Source organism: Acidobacterium sp. FHG110202_01, assembly GCF_059115305.1.
In genome coordinates this window covers 49,872-64,224 of record NZ_JBZYWJ010000008.1, presented here as the reverse complement: position 1 = coordinate 64,224, position 14,353 = coordinate 49,872, and the positions used below count along the sequence as shown (strand labels likewise).

Below are 14,353 nucleotides of genomic sequence, written 5' to 3'. Positions count from 1 at the left end.
CATTTCTTAATCCCTAATCAGACCATCTCGCCATTCACCTGATGCAAACAGGCGGATGGCCGCAATCCCCCTCGCTCCTGCCTTGATGCAGTCCGCGGCATTGTGTGCCGTCACCCCACCCAGGGCAAACACCGGCATCGGTGCAGCAATCCGGCAGGCCTCAGTAAGCGCCGCCAATCCCTGACCCGGAACTTTTTCCACTCCCACTCGCTTCTCGAAGACCGGAGCGAACAGAGCCAGAGACACTCCATGATCGCGCATCTGCTCGATCTCAGGAATCGTGTGGCAGGAGACGCTGATGACAGCATCGCCCAGCACCTTTCTGGCCCTGTCTATAGCTTCTACAGGCAAGCCGGAGGGCAGATGCAAGCCGTCGCACCCGGATGATGCCGCCAGCTCTGCAGGACCATTTAGCAGAACCTGGGTTTTCGAACCGGTGCTGCGCACTACGCGGACAATTTCTGCCGCCAAAGTCAACAATTCTTCCGGCCCAAGGTCTTTCTCGCGGATCTGCACATAATCCACGCCGCCGCGGGCCCACGAGGCAACGGCATCGAGCAATGCCTGGCAGCTTGAAAAAAGGCTGCGATCGGTAACGGCGTAAAGTTGCACTCAAGTTCGAGTGTAGTGACTTTCGGCAGAAGTTTTTACACGATCACAAAATACGTTTGCACAAAGTTGATGTAAGGGGAGTTACATTAAAGAGTTGCACTCTTAAAACCCCTCATGGACACATACGATCTGCTTGTTATCGGCTCCGGCCCCTCAGGACAACGTGCCGCCGTGTCCGCCGTAAAGAAGGGCAAACGCGTCGCGCTGGTGGAAATGCGCAGCGTGGTCGGCGGCGTCTGTATTAACACCGGCACCATCCCCAGCAAGACCATGCGCGAGGCAGTGCTGCACCTTTCCGGATACACCTACCGCTCCATCTATGGCATGAATTATCGCGTGAAGGAAAAGATCACCATGTCCGATCTTGCCTTCCGCGTGCAGCATGTCATCAAGACGGAGATCGATGTGACGGAAGCGCAGCTCTCGCGCAATGGCGTGGAAGTATTGAGCGGCGCTGCCAGTTTCGTCGATGCCAATACTCTGCGCGTTGACGGTATCCGGGGATCGAATACCTATAAAGCTGAGACCATTATCATCGCCGTCGGCACCAAGCCGGCCAGCTCGCCGAAGGTACCGATCAACGGCAAGACCATTGTCAACAGCGATCAGGTATTGGAGATTCCGGAACTTCCGAAAACGCTCATCGTTGTCGGCGGCGGCGTCATCGGCGTCGAATACACCTGCATGTTCGCAGCACTCGGCGTGCGCGTCACACTCATTGAAAAGCGCCCCAAACTGCTTGAGTTCGCCGACCAGGAGATCGTGGAAGCGCTGAGCTATCACTTGCGCGACAGCCGCGTGACCATGCGTCTTGCCGAAGAAGTGGAAAGCGTCGAGCAGCTTCCCGACGGAACCGTGGTCGCAAATCTTGAGAGCAAGAAGCGGCTCTCCGGCGACGCACTGCTCTATGCGGTAGGCCGCCAGGGCAATATCGAAGAGCTGAATCTCTCAGCGGCTGGAATCGAAGCCGACGGCCGCGGCCGCATTCCCGTCGATAAGGACTTCCGCACCAAGGTGCCGAACATCTTCGCCGTCGGCGATGTCATCGGATTCCCCAGCCTTGCCTCCGTTTCCATGGAGCAGGGCCGCATTGCCGTGGCGCGCGCTTTTGGCGACGAGGAGGAGCAGTCGAACCCCAGCTTCTATCCCTACGGCATCTACACCATTCCGGAAATTTCCTTCATCGGTAAAACAGAAGAGCAGCTCACCGAAGAAGATGTGCCTTACGAAGTGGGCGTCGCCTATTACCGCGAAATCGCCCGCGGGCAGATTCGCGGCGACACCACCGGCCGCCTCAAGCTGATTTTTCATCGCGAGACCAGAGAGATTCTCGGCGTGCACATCATCGGCGAGGGCGCGGCGGAACTCGTGCACATCGGCCAGGCCGTCATGGCGCTGAAGGGCACGGCAGACTACTTCATCGACACGGTTTTCAATTATCCCACCCTGGCTGAGTGCTACAAGGCCGCTGCTTTCAATGGCATCAACCGGCTGGCGCGTTTATAGTCTTTAAGGTTGTAGGGTTGGAGAGGGGCAAGAATGGCAAAGACCATCGGCGTCGTTATGACCGATTCCATCCGGTCAGCATTTGTAGACAATCATAAGATTTCAGGTTCCCTGCGCAGGTTCCCGGAGAACATGGACGAGTCTACCGGACTGATCGACCTGCCTGCCGATGCCCTCTGTGAGAGCATCGGCGACGAGATCAAAGCCATTCTCCCTGATGGCGATCAGGCGGAAGCCATCGGCGTGGCCATGCCCGGCATCGTGCGCAACGGCATCGTGGAGGATTCGCCCAATCTCCCGCAGCTAAAGGGCGCGCACATCGAAGACATGGTCGAAACCAGCCTCAAAGAGCGCGGCATCAAGAACCGCGTCGCTGTCTTCAATGACGCGGACGCTGTCGCCGCAGGCCTCGCCGCTACCCGCGGACACCTCGACCGCCTCATCCGCGTCTGGACCATCGGCAACGGCATCGGCTTCGGACGCTATCCTTATGCCGAAGGCCCCTGGGAAGGCGGGCACACGATTGTCACGCTCGACCCCAAGGAAAATTATTGCGGCTGCGGAGGACGAGGGCACCTCGAAGGCATCATGGGCCACCGCGCCATGCGCCTGCGCTTCCTGGACTTGGAGCCGGACGAAGTTTTTGCCGCAGCAAAAAAAGGCGACAAGCGCTGCCTCGATTTTGTGGAGCGCTACCACCGCGCGCTGGCCGCTGCCACTGCTACACAGATTCACATTGAAGGCCCGGGCAAATTCTTTCTCACCGGGCGCGACATCCAGCGGCTAGACCTCTCGCGCTTGAAGCAGTATCTCTACGAAATGGTCAAGATGAGTCCGCTCCAGAACTACACGTTGGAGGTTCTGCCGGAAGATCCGTCCTTGGCGGTTATCGGAGCTGCAGTTGCCGCAGAACAGGCACAGAGCTCGTATCGTTAAGCACTTGCTTTCATTAGGAGTGCACATTAATCATGTACATGATGTACATGATTAATGTACACTCCTATCCATGGAAGTCACGATCACACAATTTCGCCGTGAATTATTTCGCCTGATCGATCAGGCAATGGAGGGCGAACCTCTATATGTGACTCATCGCAACCGTCGCTTCAAGGTCGTACCCGAAGAGCCGAAACTTCATGGCTTGGAGGCCCTGACACCTTTGCAAATCGTCAATCCTAACGCGCCTGACCTTGAGGATCAGAGCTGGAAAGAAGAAATGATTCGGGAGTGGGAAGAAGACTGGTCCCAGCTATGACGGCCACATATCTGGATACCAGCGTTGCGGTCTGGCTGGCTCAACGCTCACTGGATCGCATAAGCCAGCACGCAATCGATCATCTGATGAACCCGGGCACTGATCGCTTACTCTCTCCCACTGTACTTCTTGAATTGCAATTCCTCTACGAGATTAAGCGCATATTGCTTCCGCCGACAGACGTCCGGCGAAAATTGGAATACGAATTCAACGTGCGTGTCTGTGATCTGGATTTTCTTTCGGTCACCAGTACAGCGCTTGATGAAGTGTGGACACGTGATCCATTCGACAGGTTGATCACAGCGCATGCCAGAGCAAATGGCCTGGCATGGCTAATCACATCGGATCGACGCATTCGCGACTTCTACCCCCGGGCAGTCTGGTAACAGCCGGTTTTTCTCATGACGATTTTTCTGTACCTTGCTCTTTCGCAGCACTGCGTATTGCCTTGACATCTGCAATGTCCTGCTCACGTCCAGAGGCAGGCTCTCTACCTTGTTTTGCCAGGCTTCCTCAAATGCCACGCCGTCGATGCTTTGCAAAATATCAATCCTGGTGGGGGCCACGCCTATCTGATACACCGAATTTGGATCGTCTTTGAAGTCCTTTGGCGGCTACGGTCGCATCCCACACAGCACTGAGCTTCTCTCCCGCAGAAACGCTTTGCCAATAGCGGTACGTCTCCGCCCGCTGTTGTTCATGAGTTGTTCTGCGAATCGTCTTGTCCATTGTTTTGGAGGTAAAGCTTCTTCTATTAGTTTAACTCCCGAAAATAAAGCTCGGAAGCAGTTCCTTACCGATAGCTTCTCTGATACGTCCGCGTGATGCGGTCGTGCCAGCCGAGATGGTCTTCATCAAACAATGACCACAGGAATCCCAGCCCCATGGGCAGGGCTGACAGCAGCAGCGCTCCTACGCGGTTTTGCATCGTCTTGCGCGTCGGGTTGTCGTCGTCGAAGGTGCAGAGCGCGATCTTTGCATAGCGCATGCCCAGCGTCGCATCGGAATACGTGAAGAAGAGCCACTGGTAGAGCACGAACAGCACACCCAGCGCGATGCCCGCTCCGGCAATCGCAGTCTTGCCCGTGGGTGGATGCGCCGTGCAGGCCACAAACACTAGCACGAACACAAAGAATGCGCCCAGGACCAGAGCGGCATCCACAATGCCGGCCATCAGGCGGTCTTCGAGCGATGCAACTTTCAGAGGCAGATCGAAAAGGTGGGTGTAGCTCTCCCGCGTAGCAGTCTCGAGAGTGGCAACTTCCTCTGCTGCAGGCCTGGCATCTAACCGGATCGAATGCCATTCCGGCAGTGCCTGATCAGCGGCCATTTCTTTCGAGATGGTCTCCGGCTCCACTTCAAAGATGCGCAGCTGGGAGCCTTCCGGCCCCGGTTCAGCATCGCGCAGTGGCCCTTCGGCCAGCCGGGGGCGCGCCTTACGCGTGGCCACCAGCTCGCGCGGGAATTCGAGCAGTTTCGCAGGCAGAGGCTGCGGAGGCGCGGGCGCTTCAACGATAAAAGGATCGATTGCCTCGGCTTCCTGCACCCGTTCCATCTTTGGCGGCTCTGGCTCGGCAAAGACAACAGGAGGAGCAGAAGAAGAAAATTCTGCTTGCTGCTCGGTCGCTTCCATCTCTGCGAGCATGGCCTGTGCCGCGGCATGCGCCTGAGCAGCAGCTTCGGCCGCCGCCTCTGCAGCATGAGCAGCAGCAGCCTGCGCAGCCAGAACCTCGTTGTATGAAGGCGCTTTGGAGTAGCGCTCAGCTACGCGCGCAGCTACATTGCTTTTGCGCGCGCCGCTGTTTTCCTGGCGCACGTCAAAGCCCGGGAGCGCTGCCTGCTCCTCCGGTGTGCGCGAGCGGCGGTTGCGGTGGGCAGCCAGGCGCGCGTTTACTTCGTCTTTCCAAGTAGCAGGATCCAACTGCAAGTTCGACGTCGATGTGCTCAATGGAATTCCCCGTAATAGTTCGGATGCGCGTTGCAGCGCATCGTTTTTCTCATTCGAGGAACCGGAGGCAGCGGAGACACGAACAGTGCGCGCATCGGAACCGATCCCGACCGGGCACAGGTTCGATTTTTGGTAAGCCAGAGCAGCGGTGCTTTCCTAGCGTGTTACTGAGCCTGTTATGCTGAAATTGCCCCTCGCGATGAGAGCCCGCATCTTTTTGTGTATCACGCTGTTTTGCCTCTGTCATCCGCAGCTTTGGCCACAGGCAGTGACAAAGCAGTTTCCTCCGGCAGATCAGGCAGCCTCGTCTCCGAAATCCAGCTCAAATGAGCTTCCTGACGCACCTGATATTCCTGTAGCGCGCGTTGTGCCCGCTCCGCCCACTGGAGTTCCGGTCGAAATCCATGCCATCTCTCAGCGCGAGAAGGACAATATTTATACGCTCGAAGGCAACGTCGTCATCCATTACCGCGACTACGTTATCCAGGCTGACAAAGTCACCTATAACAACGACACCGGCGGAGTGACAGCAGAGGGCCATCTGATCGTCGACGGCGGCCGGGACGATATGCACGTCACCGCGACCCACGGCGAAATGAACGTCAATGACGACACCGGACATTTTTACGACGCGATAGGAACCATCGGTGTAGCCGAAGGACCGCGCAACAAAACCGTCTTTACTTCACCGAATCCCTTCGCCTTTACCGGGCGCGAGGTCTTCAAACTCGGCCCTGAGCGGTACAAAGTCATCGACGGCACCATGACCTCCTGCCGCCTGCCCAAGCCCGACTGGCAGCTGCTTTCGCGGCAGATCAACGTGGACAACGGTATCGCCAAGGCGCGCAACACGACCTTCGAACTGCTGCACGTGCCGCTGTTCTACCTGCCTTATGCCACGCATCCCGTGAGTGAAGACCAGCGCAGCTCCGGATTTGAGCTGCCCATCATCGGCAATGACACTACACGGGGACTGATCCTTGGCGAAGAAGTCTACTTCGCCCTGAACCGGAGCATGGACCTCAGCCTGGGCACCGAATACTTCTCCAAGCGTGGATTTGCGCCCATGGCGATGTTCCGCTATCACGGCTTTGGTGAAGATTTCTTCCGCGTCCACTACCGCGCTTTGTTCGATCGCGGGCTGCAGCCGGGCAACATCGACCAGGGCGGCACCGATCTGCTGATCGATGGCCGCCGCGACTGGGGCAGCCATACGCGCGCCATCGTGGATGCCGAGTATCTGAGCTCCTACGTCTACCGCCAGGCCTTTGAAGAAAACTACGCCGTCGCCATCAATTCTGAAGTGAAGTCGCAGCTCTTCGGCATGCACGCGTTGAATGGTCTTGCCGAAAGCCTTCGTTTCGACCGCTACCAGAGCTTCCAGAACACGACCACCAACGCGGAAATCCGTCTCATGCACCTGCCCAGCCTGCAGCTCGAAGCTGAAGATCACTATGTTGAAGGAACTCCGCTGATGTGGGGAGGCATCGCCTCCGTCGCTGCCCTGTCGCGCTCCGAGCCTTCGAACAGCGCGAATACCACGACCTTCCACGCGCACTATGTGCCGCGCGTCGATCTTTATCCGCATCTCGCTTTGCCTTTTCATCTTGATGGCTGGACCTTCCGCCCTGAAGTTGCCGTGCGCGACACGTTTTATGGCAAGAGCCAGAACCCCGCGCCTCTCGGCATTGTGCCCAGCGTGCGCGATGCGAGCCTTGACCGCAAGGATTTTGAAGCCGGCATCGACGTCCGCCCTCCCGCAGTCATGCGCGACTTCAGCGCTCCCTGGCTTGTCCGGATCTTCGGCGGCGATCTGCGGCATTCGATCGAGCCGGATTTCCAGTACCACTACGTCACCGGCATCAACAATTTTGATTCCATCCTGCGCTTCGATGACGTAGACATCGCCAGCGACACCAGCGAGCTCGACTACTCCGTTACACAGCGGCTCTTCCTGCGCCACTTGCATCCGCACCCTTGCAAAGGCGATGAAGCACTTGGCCCGGACGACCTGTGCGGCGGAGGCACAGTTGACTGGCTTTCATGGCAGCTTGCGCAGAAATACTTCTTCAACAACTTCTTTGGGGGAGCCGTCACCACCGGCACGCGCAATGTGCTGGCAAGCACGGTTGACCTGACCGGCATTGCCTTTCTTACCGGGCCGCGTACCTTCTCGCCACTGATTTCACGCCTGCACATGCGCACCACATCAGCCACAGATGTGGAGTGGGACCTCGACTATGACCCTCGCCTGGGCCGCATTACCGCGAGCAATGTCTACGGCACATACAAGAAGGGCAACTATACTTTCAATCTCGGCGACTACCACCTCAATGCGCCGGAAGGCTCTGCATCTCCTTCGCAAAGCCCGTCGTCGAACATTACCTCGAATTACAACCAGCTGCGCTTCACCGGAAGTTATGGCAATTCCACCAAGCTGGGCCTCGGCGCGGGTGGCACCCTCGGCTATGACTTCGTGCAACACCAGGTGCAGTATGGAGCGGTACAGGCAACCTATAACTGGAACTGCTGTGGCTTGAGCTTTGAGGTGCGCCGTTACTCGCTGGGAGCAGTGCGCGATGACACGCAGTATCTCTATAATTTTTCACTGGCCAGCGTCGCCTCCGCCGGAAGTCTGCGGCGCGTCGAGCGCATCTTCTGATCCGGCTGCAATGAGATAATCAAAAGATAGATTTCTCCCACTCGGGAAAGGTGGTTTTCTTGTATCGAGCCCGTTTCTTTTTTGGCTGCCTCGTCGTGCTTCTGGCAGCCGGGTGCAAGGCGCAGGACAATTCCAATAATCCCAAGATCGACCGCCGCATCGAAGTTCTGGTGCGCTCGCAGCTCAACGTTCCTCAGGACTGGCAGGTCAGCATCGGCGCACGCACCAAGAGCGACATCACTGGGTTTGATACCGTGCCGATTACATTCTCGTCATCGTCTGACCCGACCAAGCAGCAGACGCTGAACTTCCTGCTTTCAAAGGACGGAAATACCCTGGCGCGTCTCTCCAAATGGGACCTCAGCAGGAACCCTTCCGATCTGATCTCGACTCTCAACCGCCCCATGCGCGGAACCGCAGAGGCTAAAGTCACCATCGTCAATTTTGACGATCTCGAATGCCCTTACTGCGCCAGAATGCACGCGCAGCTCTTTCCGGACACCATGAACCGTTACAAGGGCCTGATCAAGATCATCTACAAGGACTACCCGCTGATTGAAATCCATCCCTGGGCGTTGCGCGCCGCTATCGACGCCAACTGCATTGCTGTGCAGAACCCTACGGCCTATTGGAACTATGTCGACTACCTGCATACGCACGGCGACGACGTCACCGGGCCGCAACGTGACCCCGCTAAGTCAGCCGCTACCCTTGATAAGCTTGCCCGCGACGAAGGCCAGCGTAGCCAGCTCGATTCCGGCAAGCTCGATGCCTGCCTCACAAAGCAGGACGATTCCATCGTGCGCGCCTCGCTGAAGGAAGGCGACTCTCTCGGTGTCGACGGCACGCCAACATTGTTCATCAATGGCGAGCGGCTTTCCGGCGCTCTGCCTGAATCTCAGGTATGGATGGCGATTGATCGCGCACTGAAGGCGGAAGGCGTTACGCCGCCCGCTCCGGAGAAACCGGCGGCCTCTGCCGACAGCAAAGGGCAGGGCAAATAGATGCTCAACTTTTCAGTCGCAGGTACAAAGATTATTCTGAAATTACTGGCAAGCGCGCATTCCGCCTCGCCAAGGAGATAAGTGTTGCAATTTTTATTGAACGGCGCCCGTAAACCCATTCACTCCACATTTTCGTTTCAGCAGATTGCCATTCTCGGCGTTGCTGCTCTGTCAGTGGCCGGAGTTGCCGGCTGCCATCGCAGCCATGGACCAGATGTGGTCGCCACCGTCAATAGCAAGCCGATCATGCGCTCGGAGATGAATACGCTCTATCAGAACAACCTCGGCGATTCGCAGCAGCAGCCGCCTTCCAAAGAGCAGGCTGACATTGTGCGCATGAACATCATCCGCCAGCTCATTGACGAGGAAATCCTGGCCCAGCGCGCCGCCAAGCTGAACCTTACCGCGTCCGATGAGGAAGTGGACAACCAGATCAACGAATTCAAGGCGCCTTTCACGCAGGAAGAGTTCAACAAGCGCCTCGCCGACAAGCATCTGACGGTTGACGACCTGAAGCGCCAGATTCGCCGCTCGAAGACCGAAGAGAAGCTTCTCAACCGAGAGGTCAATTCCAAGATCAACATCGCCGACGCCGACATCACGAACTACTATAACGCGCATAAGTCGGAATTCAACTTGATCGAGCCGATGTACCATCTCGCGCAGGTTATCGTGACCGGCCAGCCCCTCCCGCCGCAGCAGCAGACAGGCAACCTGCAAAACAGCAAGGCGACGAACGACGAGGAGGCAAAGAAGAAAATTGAGACCCTGCACAACCGTCTCGAGAGCGGCGAGGACTTCGGTCTGCTGGCGCAGAACTTTTCCGAGCGGCAGGACACCGCTTCCAACGGCGGTGATATGGGTTTCGTTTCCGAGTCGCAGCTGCACTCAAATCCTGAAATTTATGCCGCGATTCAGAAGATCAAGCCGGGACAGATCACCGACGTAATCCCGATGTCCGATCCGCAGCACAAAGTTGTGGGCTACGCCATCTACAAGCTGCTCGACCGCGAAGCTGCCGGCCAGCGCGAGTTGAACGATCCGCGCGTGCAGCAGAGCATCCGCGGCCAGTTGCGCGACGCACGCCAGCAGTTGCTGCGCAACGCATATCTTGAAATGCTGCGCGACCAGGCGCGCGTAGAAAACTACTTCGCAGAAGATATCTTCAAGAACGGCGAAAAATAATTCGGGGGGGATGCTGCCACATGATCCGCTACGGAATCCTCGGCTTCGGCCATCATGCCAGCAAGCGGCTCATGCCCGCATTCGTTGCAACGCAGTCATCCACCGCAGCAGGCCTCTGGCGGCGCGATCCCGCCAAGGCTGCTGCGAATGCCCGCGACCATCACATCCCGCACATCTTTCCCTCGGCGGAAGCGCTCTGCTCTTCACCTGAAATCGACGCCATCTTCGTCGTCTCGCCCGACGCGCTGCATCTTTCGCATGTCCTGCTGGCCGCGCAACACGGCAAGCCTGTTATCTGCGAAAAACCTCTGGCGATGAACGCAGCAGAAGCTGAGAAAATGCTCTTCGCCACCCGCGCTGCCGGCGTTGTCTTTGGAATAGCGCAGAACATGCGTTACAACGCGAGCGTGCAGCTCATTCGCGAATGGATCACCGAAGGCCGCATCGGCGCGCCCGTGCTGGCGCATTCGCAGTTCTCCTACAACACGGAGCGCAGTCCGCGCGCATGGATTTACGACCCGACGCTCGCGCTCGGCGGTCCTATCGGCGATGTTGCCATCCACTGCCTTGATGCGTTGCGCTTCGTATTCGGCACAGACATCATCAGCGTCAGCACACTGGCGCACAAGGATGCGAAGTCGGGCGCGGTTGAATCGCATGCTATCGTGGCGCTCGAATTCGGCAATGGCGCGATGGGTTCTGTTTCAGTCACCACGCGTGCCGAATATCGCAGCCTGATCGAAGTCACCGGCGAAACCGGAATCATCGTCTGCGAGAACGGGCTCACAGTCGATCACCCTGTCGATGTCGTTCTTTACCGCGAAGGAAAAGTGGCTGCGCACCAGCGCGTCTCGAATGCCGACGCCTACAGCCGCATGCTCGACAGCTTCTCTGCCGCAGTAGAAGGCCGCGGCGACTACCTTGCGTCCGGCGAAGACGCGCTCCACAACCAGCGCGTGCTCGACGCAGCATATGCAAGCTGGCACAGCGGATCGAAGCAAATCATTCCATAATTATTGGAGCCGGGAACGATGCTGGAATCGCTCCCGGCACTACAGCTTAGAACGACAAGCTGATCTGTCCTGTAATCGCCCTTGGCGTCACATAGTGCGTTCCGCTGAAGGTCGAGAGAAAGTTATAGAGCGCGTATTTGTTGGTCACGTTGACTGCCGTGACTCGCGCCCCCCACTTGAAGCGGTCGCCGCCAAAGAGATTATCGTCGCCCATCGCCATATCGAACAGGCTGCGCGGCTGGATGCGCGGCGGGTTCTTGTCGTCATTCTCCGTGCCCGGCGCAGGTATCTTCACCAGATTCGATGAATACTGTGACGGCGCGCACGAGGTCAACGGCGCCGAAAGCGTCGCCTTCACGCCGGCACACATCAGTCCCGCCTGTTGCTGCTGGTCCGCCGTGAGTCCCGTCAGATCGACCGGCGTAGTCGTGTCTGTGGCAAACGGAACAGACCCGGCGACGAGGCCGCTGTCATATCTCCAGTTGAAGCTGTACCAGGTAGTCTTGCGCCACGGCATCTGGTACTGGATGTGCGTCGTCTGATTGAAGCGCTCGTCGTGATCGATGCGGAAGGGCGTGCCGCTCTGCCCGACAGTCGCACCTGCGCCTGCAATCTGCGGCGGGAAGAAGCGCGCGGCCACCGAAGACATCACCACAAACGCGCTGATGTTATGGAAGTTCGGTACATCCGCGCGCAGAGTGAAGCCGGGGATCTTCGAGTTGTGCCAGTTGATGGGGAAGGTGATCGGTGTATTGCCCAGCACGCCGAAGTCAAACGCATTGTGCGTGTACTTCCAGATATACTCGCCGCTGATAACAAGATACTTGCCAAAGGCCTGCTGCAGCCCGGCATGGAATTCATTGCGGAAACCTGGAGTGAGCCTGCCTATGACACCCGGCGTGCAGGCAAGCAGCGGCGAGAGCACCGCGTCTCCACATCCGATGCTCGAGAGCACAAGGTTTTCATTAAACGGAGTCTCCAGCGTGCGTGCATACGAGATGCGTAGCACTGTGTTTGAAGGCTTGATGTTGTATGCAATGCCTGCGCGGGGCTCCGCCTGGCGTTCGCGCGTCAGTCCGTTATACAAATCACCGCGCATGCCCACACTGAAGATCCAGTTTCCCTTCGTGATCTGGTCTTCCGCATACAGGGCCAGCTCTTTCACGTCCGTATGACCAAAGAAGCGGTAGAGGCCTCCTCCGCGCGTCAGATCATAAGGCAACAGGTCAGAATCGAAATCAGGATTCGGCTGGTCACCCGCAGCCGTGCACTGCGACGGATCGCTGAACCCGTTCACCGGATTTCCATCCGCATCAAAACACGGTGCGTTGAGCCCGGCATCTACGATACCCAGGTTGTCGTGCTCGCGCAAAAAAGTATGCTCGTACACCACACCTGCTTTGAAGTTATGAATGCCCTTCACATACGAGATGTCCGAGTGTGCGCCTGCATTCAAGAGCGTCCTGTACTGCCCAATGCTCTCCTGCTGGATCGGCCCCAGGTCGGCAAAAGGATTGCCGCTGGGATAGTAGTTATAAGCGTCCTTGCGCACGTAAGCGCCAAGGTTAAAGACAGAGTTATTGCTCACCAGACGTGTATATGTTGGTGAAATGTTGAATGTCTCAATCTTCGACTTCTGATCGGTTGCGCCGACGTTGTTTCCATCCTGATCAAGCACATTCAGGTTGTCGTAGGCATTCGGCGTCTGGAACCACGAACGCGAGTAGTTCAGGTTCAGATGAACTGAATCCGCCTGCGTCAGACTGTAGTCCACGCGGTCAAAGATATTTTGCTCGTTGCCTCTATCGTGAAAAACCTTGAACTCCGGCGGATCAAGAAAACGACTTGTATTCAACCCATTGGCCGAAATGAAGTTTCCCCAGTTGTCTCCGCCATATCCGAGATCAAAGCCGCCGTTCACGGAGCCGAAGGTTCCATAGGAAGTATTGATACTGCCAGTTGGCTTCTTCAAGCCCTGTCCCGAGCGCGTCGTGACTTTGATCACAAGGCTTGTCTTGCCACCGTACTCGGCTGGGGGAGCGCCGTCGATCACTTCCAGTGACTGCACCGAATCTGATGGAATCTGGTTGGAGAACACCTTGCTCTGTTGATCGGTAATGGGCTGCCCGTCTACCGAAAACGAGTTCGAAGCGTGATCGCCAAGACCGTGGAAAAGGCCGTTCGAATCTGCCGCAACACCGGGAGAAGCGAGCGTCACCAGCGAGCTGACCGACGACGACTGGCTTTCGAGCGGAAGCTTCTGGAAGAGACCGCGGTCGATATCAGTGTGCATGGTCGTATCGTTCTCAACCAGGTCTTCACCGGTCACTGTCACCGTCGTGCTCGAAGCCTCGCCGAGTGACAGGCTGAAGTTCGCGCTGACAGGCACGACCGAATTCACGTCCACATCTTTCGAAGCATTGGCAAAGCCGCTCACCGTAACCGTAAGGTGATAGGGATTGAAGGGGACGTTGGGGAATTGAAAATGACCAGCCGTATCTGTTGTTGTCGTGCGTTCATATTGGCTCACAGGGTTATGAATCACGACTGTGGCGCCGGACACTACCGCGCCCGACGGATCGGTCACAGTGCCATTGATGGTGCCCGAATTGCCCGTTGACTGGGCCCGAGCCACACAGAAAAAGACTGAGAGAAGAAGAGTAAATACAACGCTACGCCCAAAAGCGTGCATGGAATACGACCTCCGGAGATGTTATGGGACCTGGGTTAAAACCTGCTTAGGCAAAAACAGGCGATACAGGCGGAGGCCGGTTGGCCAGCTTCAAAAGAAAGCGCTGGCGCGGGAGATCAGTATTTCTTTCTGCGAAGAAAAGATGAACAACCTGCTGAATAAAAACAGCCAGTATGACCAGCGCAACTGCCTGCACCACATGGTGCGCCGTGACGCACAGTGAGCAGCCTTCGCGGTCTACCTGGCCACTGGGATGCGTGTGCACGACCTGGATGAACCCGGCCAGCAGTACAAGAGCAATGCAGAATACCCCGAGCCAACGGGCCCAGGAAGCCTGCGAACGCACTCTTGATTGAAATACACGCATTTAGCATGAATATAGAGCAGAATGCGTTTCTTAGCAAAAAATGAACGAAGTTTGAGGCAGTTGAATGAGAGATAATTCAGACTTTCGTTACCGCAAAACCGGAAGGAAC

General features: G+C 57.1%; 12 protein-coding genes. 8 read left to right on the top strand and 4 right to left on the bottom strand.

Features of this window, described 5'->3' with window-relative positions:
• Nucleotides 1–6 precede the first annotated feature (6 nt).
• Nucleotides 7–612, bottom strand: a complete 606-nt coding sequence (locus AC5S16_RS17040) for a thiamine phosphate synthase (RefSeq protein WP_493931302.1) — start codon at nucleotides 610–612, stop codon at nucleotides 7–9.
• A 114-nt stretch (nucleotides 613–726) separates the two neighbouring features.
• Between AC5S16_RS17040 and sthA the strand changes: the two genes are divergently transcribed.
• The 4 genes from sthA (at nucleotide 727) to AC5S16_RS17020 (ending at nucleotide 3,759) form a co-directional block, all read left to right on the top strand.
• Nucleotides 727–2,118, top strand: coding sequence for a Si-specific NAD(P)(+) transhydrogenase (gene sthA, locus AC5S16_RS17035; RefSeq protein WP_493931301.1), 1,392 nt, complete (start codon nucleotides 727–729; stop codon nucleotides 2,116–2,118).
• 33 nt (nucleotides 2,119–2,151) lie between these two features.
• Complete coding sequence (locus AC5S16_RS17030; RefSeq protein WP_493931300.1) at nucleotides 2,152–3,054, top strand: ROK family protein; 903 nt, start codon at nucleotides 2,152–2,154, stop codon at nucleotides 3,052–3,054.
• A gap of 70 nt (nucleotides 3,055–3,124) precedes the next feature.
• The gene (locus AC5S16_RS17025; protein WP_493931299.1) at nucleotides 3,125–3,373 is read left to right on the top strand and encodes a type II toxin-antitoxin system prevent-host-death family antitoxin; all 249 of its coding nucleotides are present in this window, start codon (nucleotides 3,125–3,127) and stop codon (nucleotides 3,371–3,373) included.
• Nucleotides 3,370–3,759 carry a type II toxin-antitoxin system VapC family toxin gene (locus AC5S16_RS17020; protein ID WP_493931298.1) on the top strand — a complete coding sequence of 130 codons (390 nt, stop codon included), beginning with the start codon at nucleotides 3,370–3,372 and terminating at the stop codon, nucleotides 3,757–3,759. Before AC5S16_RS17025 ends, AC5S16_RS17020 begins: the two co-directional genes overlap by 4 nt.
• A gap of 407 nt (nucleotides 3,760–4,166) precedes the next feature.
• On the opposite strand, the gene AC5S16_RS17015 is transcribed toward AC5S16_RS17020, so the two are convergent.
• Nucleotides 4,167–5,321, bottom strand: coding sequence for an RDD family protein (locus tag AC5S16_RS17015; RefSeq protein WP_493931297.1), 1,155 nt, complete (start codon nucleotides 5,319–5,321; stop codon nucleotides 4,167–4,169).
• A 268-nt stretch (nucleotides 5,322–5,589) separates the two neighbouring features.
• Between AC5S16_RS17015 and AC5S16_RS17010 the strand changes: the two genes are divergently transcribed.
• The 4 genes from AC5S16_RS17010 to AC5S16_RS16995 all read left to right on the top strand — a co-directional run bounded on the left by AC5S16_RS17010 (nucleotide 5,590) and on the right by AC5S16_RS16995 (nucleotide 11,185).
• Nucleotides 5,590–7,983, top strand: coding sequence for an LPS-assembly protein LptD (locus AC5S16_RS17010; RefSeq protein WP_493931296.1), 2,394 nt, complete (start codon nucleotides 5,590–5,592; stop codon nucleotides 7,981–7,983).
• Between the two features lie 50 nt (nucleotides 7,984–8,033).
• Nucleotides 8,034–8,987 carry a DsbA family protein gene (locus AC5S16_RS17005; RefSeq protein WP_493931295.1) on the top strand — a complete coding sequence of 318 codons (954 nt, stop codon included), beginning with the start codon at nucleotides 8,034–8,036 and terminating at the stop codon, nucleotides 8,985–8,987.
• An 84-nt stretch (nucleotides 8,988–9,071) separates the two neighbouring features.
• On the top strand, nucleotides 9,072–10,172 hold the full coding sequence (locus AC5S16_RS17000; RefSeq protein ID WP_493931294.1) for a SurA N-terminal domain-containing protein: 1,101 nt from the start codon (nucleotides 9,072–9,074) through the stop codon (nucleotides 10,170–10,172).
• Between the two features lie 20 nt (nucleotides 10,173–10,192).
• Complete coding sequence (locus tag AC5S16_RS16995) at nucleotides 10,193–11,185, top strand: Gfo/Idh/MocA family protein (RefSeq protein WP_493931293.1); 993 nt, start codon at nucleotides 10,193–10,195, stop codon at nucleotides 11,183–11,185.
• Between the two features lie 46 nt (nucleotides 11,186–11,231).
• On the opposite strand, the gene AC5S16_RS16990 is transcribed toward AC5S16_RS16995, so the two are convergent.
• Together AC5S16_RS16990 and AC5S16_RS16985 are read right to left on the bottom strand one after the other, a co-directional pair.
• Nucleotides 11,232–13,877: a carboxypeptidase regulatory-like domain-containing protein gene (locus AC5S16_RS16990; RefSeq protein ID WP_493931292.1), complete on the bottom strand. Its 2,646-nt coding sequence runs from the start codon at nucleotides 13,875–13,877 to the stop codon at nucleotides 11,232–11,234.
• 46 nt (nucleotides 13,878–13,923) lie between these two features.
• Nucleotides 13,924–14,244 (bottom strand): hypothetical protein, encoded by a 321-nt coding sequence (locus AC5S16_RS16985; RefSeq protein ID WP_493931291.1) that lies wholly within the window; start codon nucleotides 14,242–14,244, stop codon nucleotides 13,924–13,926.
• Nucleotides 14,245–14,353: the final 109 nt, after the last annotated feature.

Coding starts and splice junctions, on each gene's coding strand:
- AC5S16_RS17025 (WP_493931299.1), top strand. CDS start 3,125: ATGGAAGTCACGATCACACAATTTCGCCGTGAATTATTTCGCCTGATC.
- AC5S16_RS17020 (WP_493931298.1), top strand. CDS start 3,370: ATGACGGCCACATATCTGGATACCAGCGTTGCGGTCTGGCTGGCTCAA.
- AC5S16_RS16990 (WP_493931292.1), bottom strand. CDS start 13,877: ATGCACGCTTTTGGGCGTAGCGTTGTATTTACTCTTCTTCTCTCAGTC.
- sthA (WP_493931301.1), top strand. CDS start 727: ATGGACACATACGATCTGCTTGTTATCGGCTCCGGCCCCTCAGGACAA.
- AC5S16_RS16995 (WP_493931293.1), top strand. CDS start 10,193: ATGATCCGCTACGGAATCCTCGGCTTCGGCCATCATGCCAGCAAGCGG.
- AC5S16_RS17030 (WP_493931300.1), top strand. CDS start 2,152: ATGGCAAAGACCATCGGCGTCGTTATGACCGATTCCATCCGGTCAGCA.
- AC5S16_RS16985 (WP_493931291.1), bottom strand. CDS start 14,244: ATGCGTGTATTTCAATCAAGAGTGCGTTCGCAGGCTTCCTGGGCCCGT.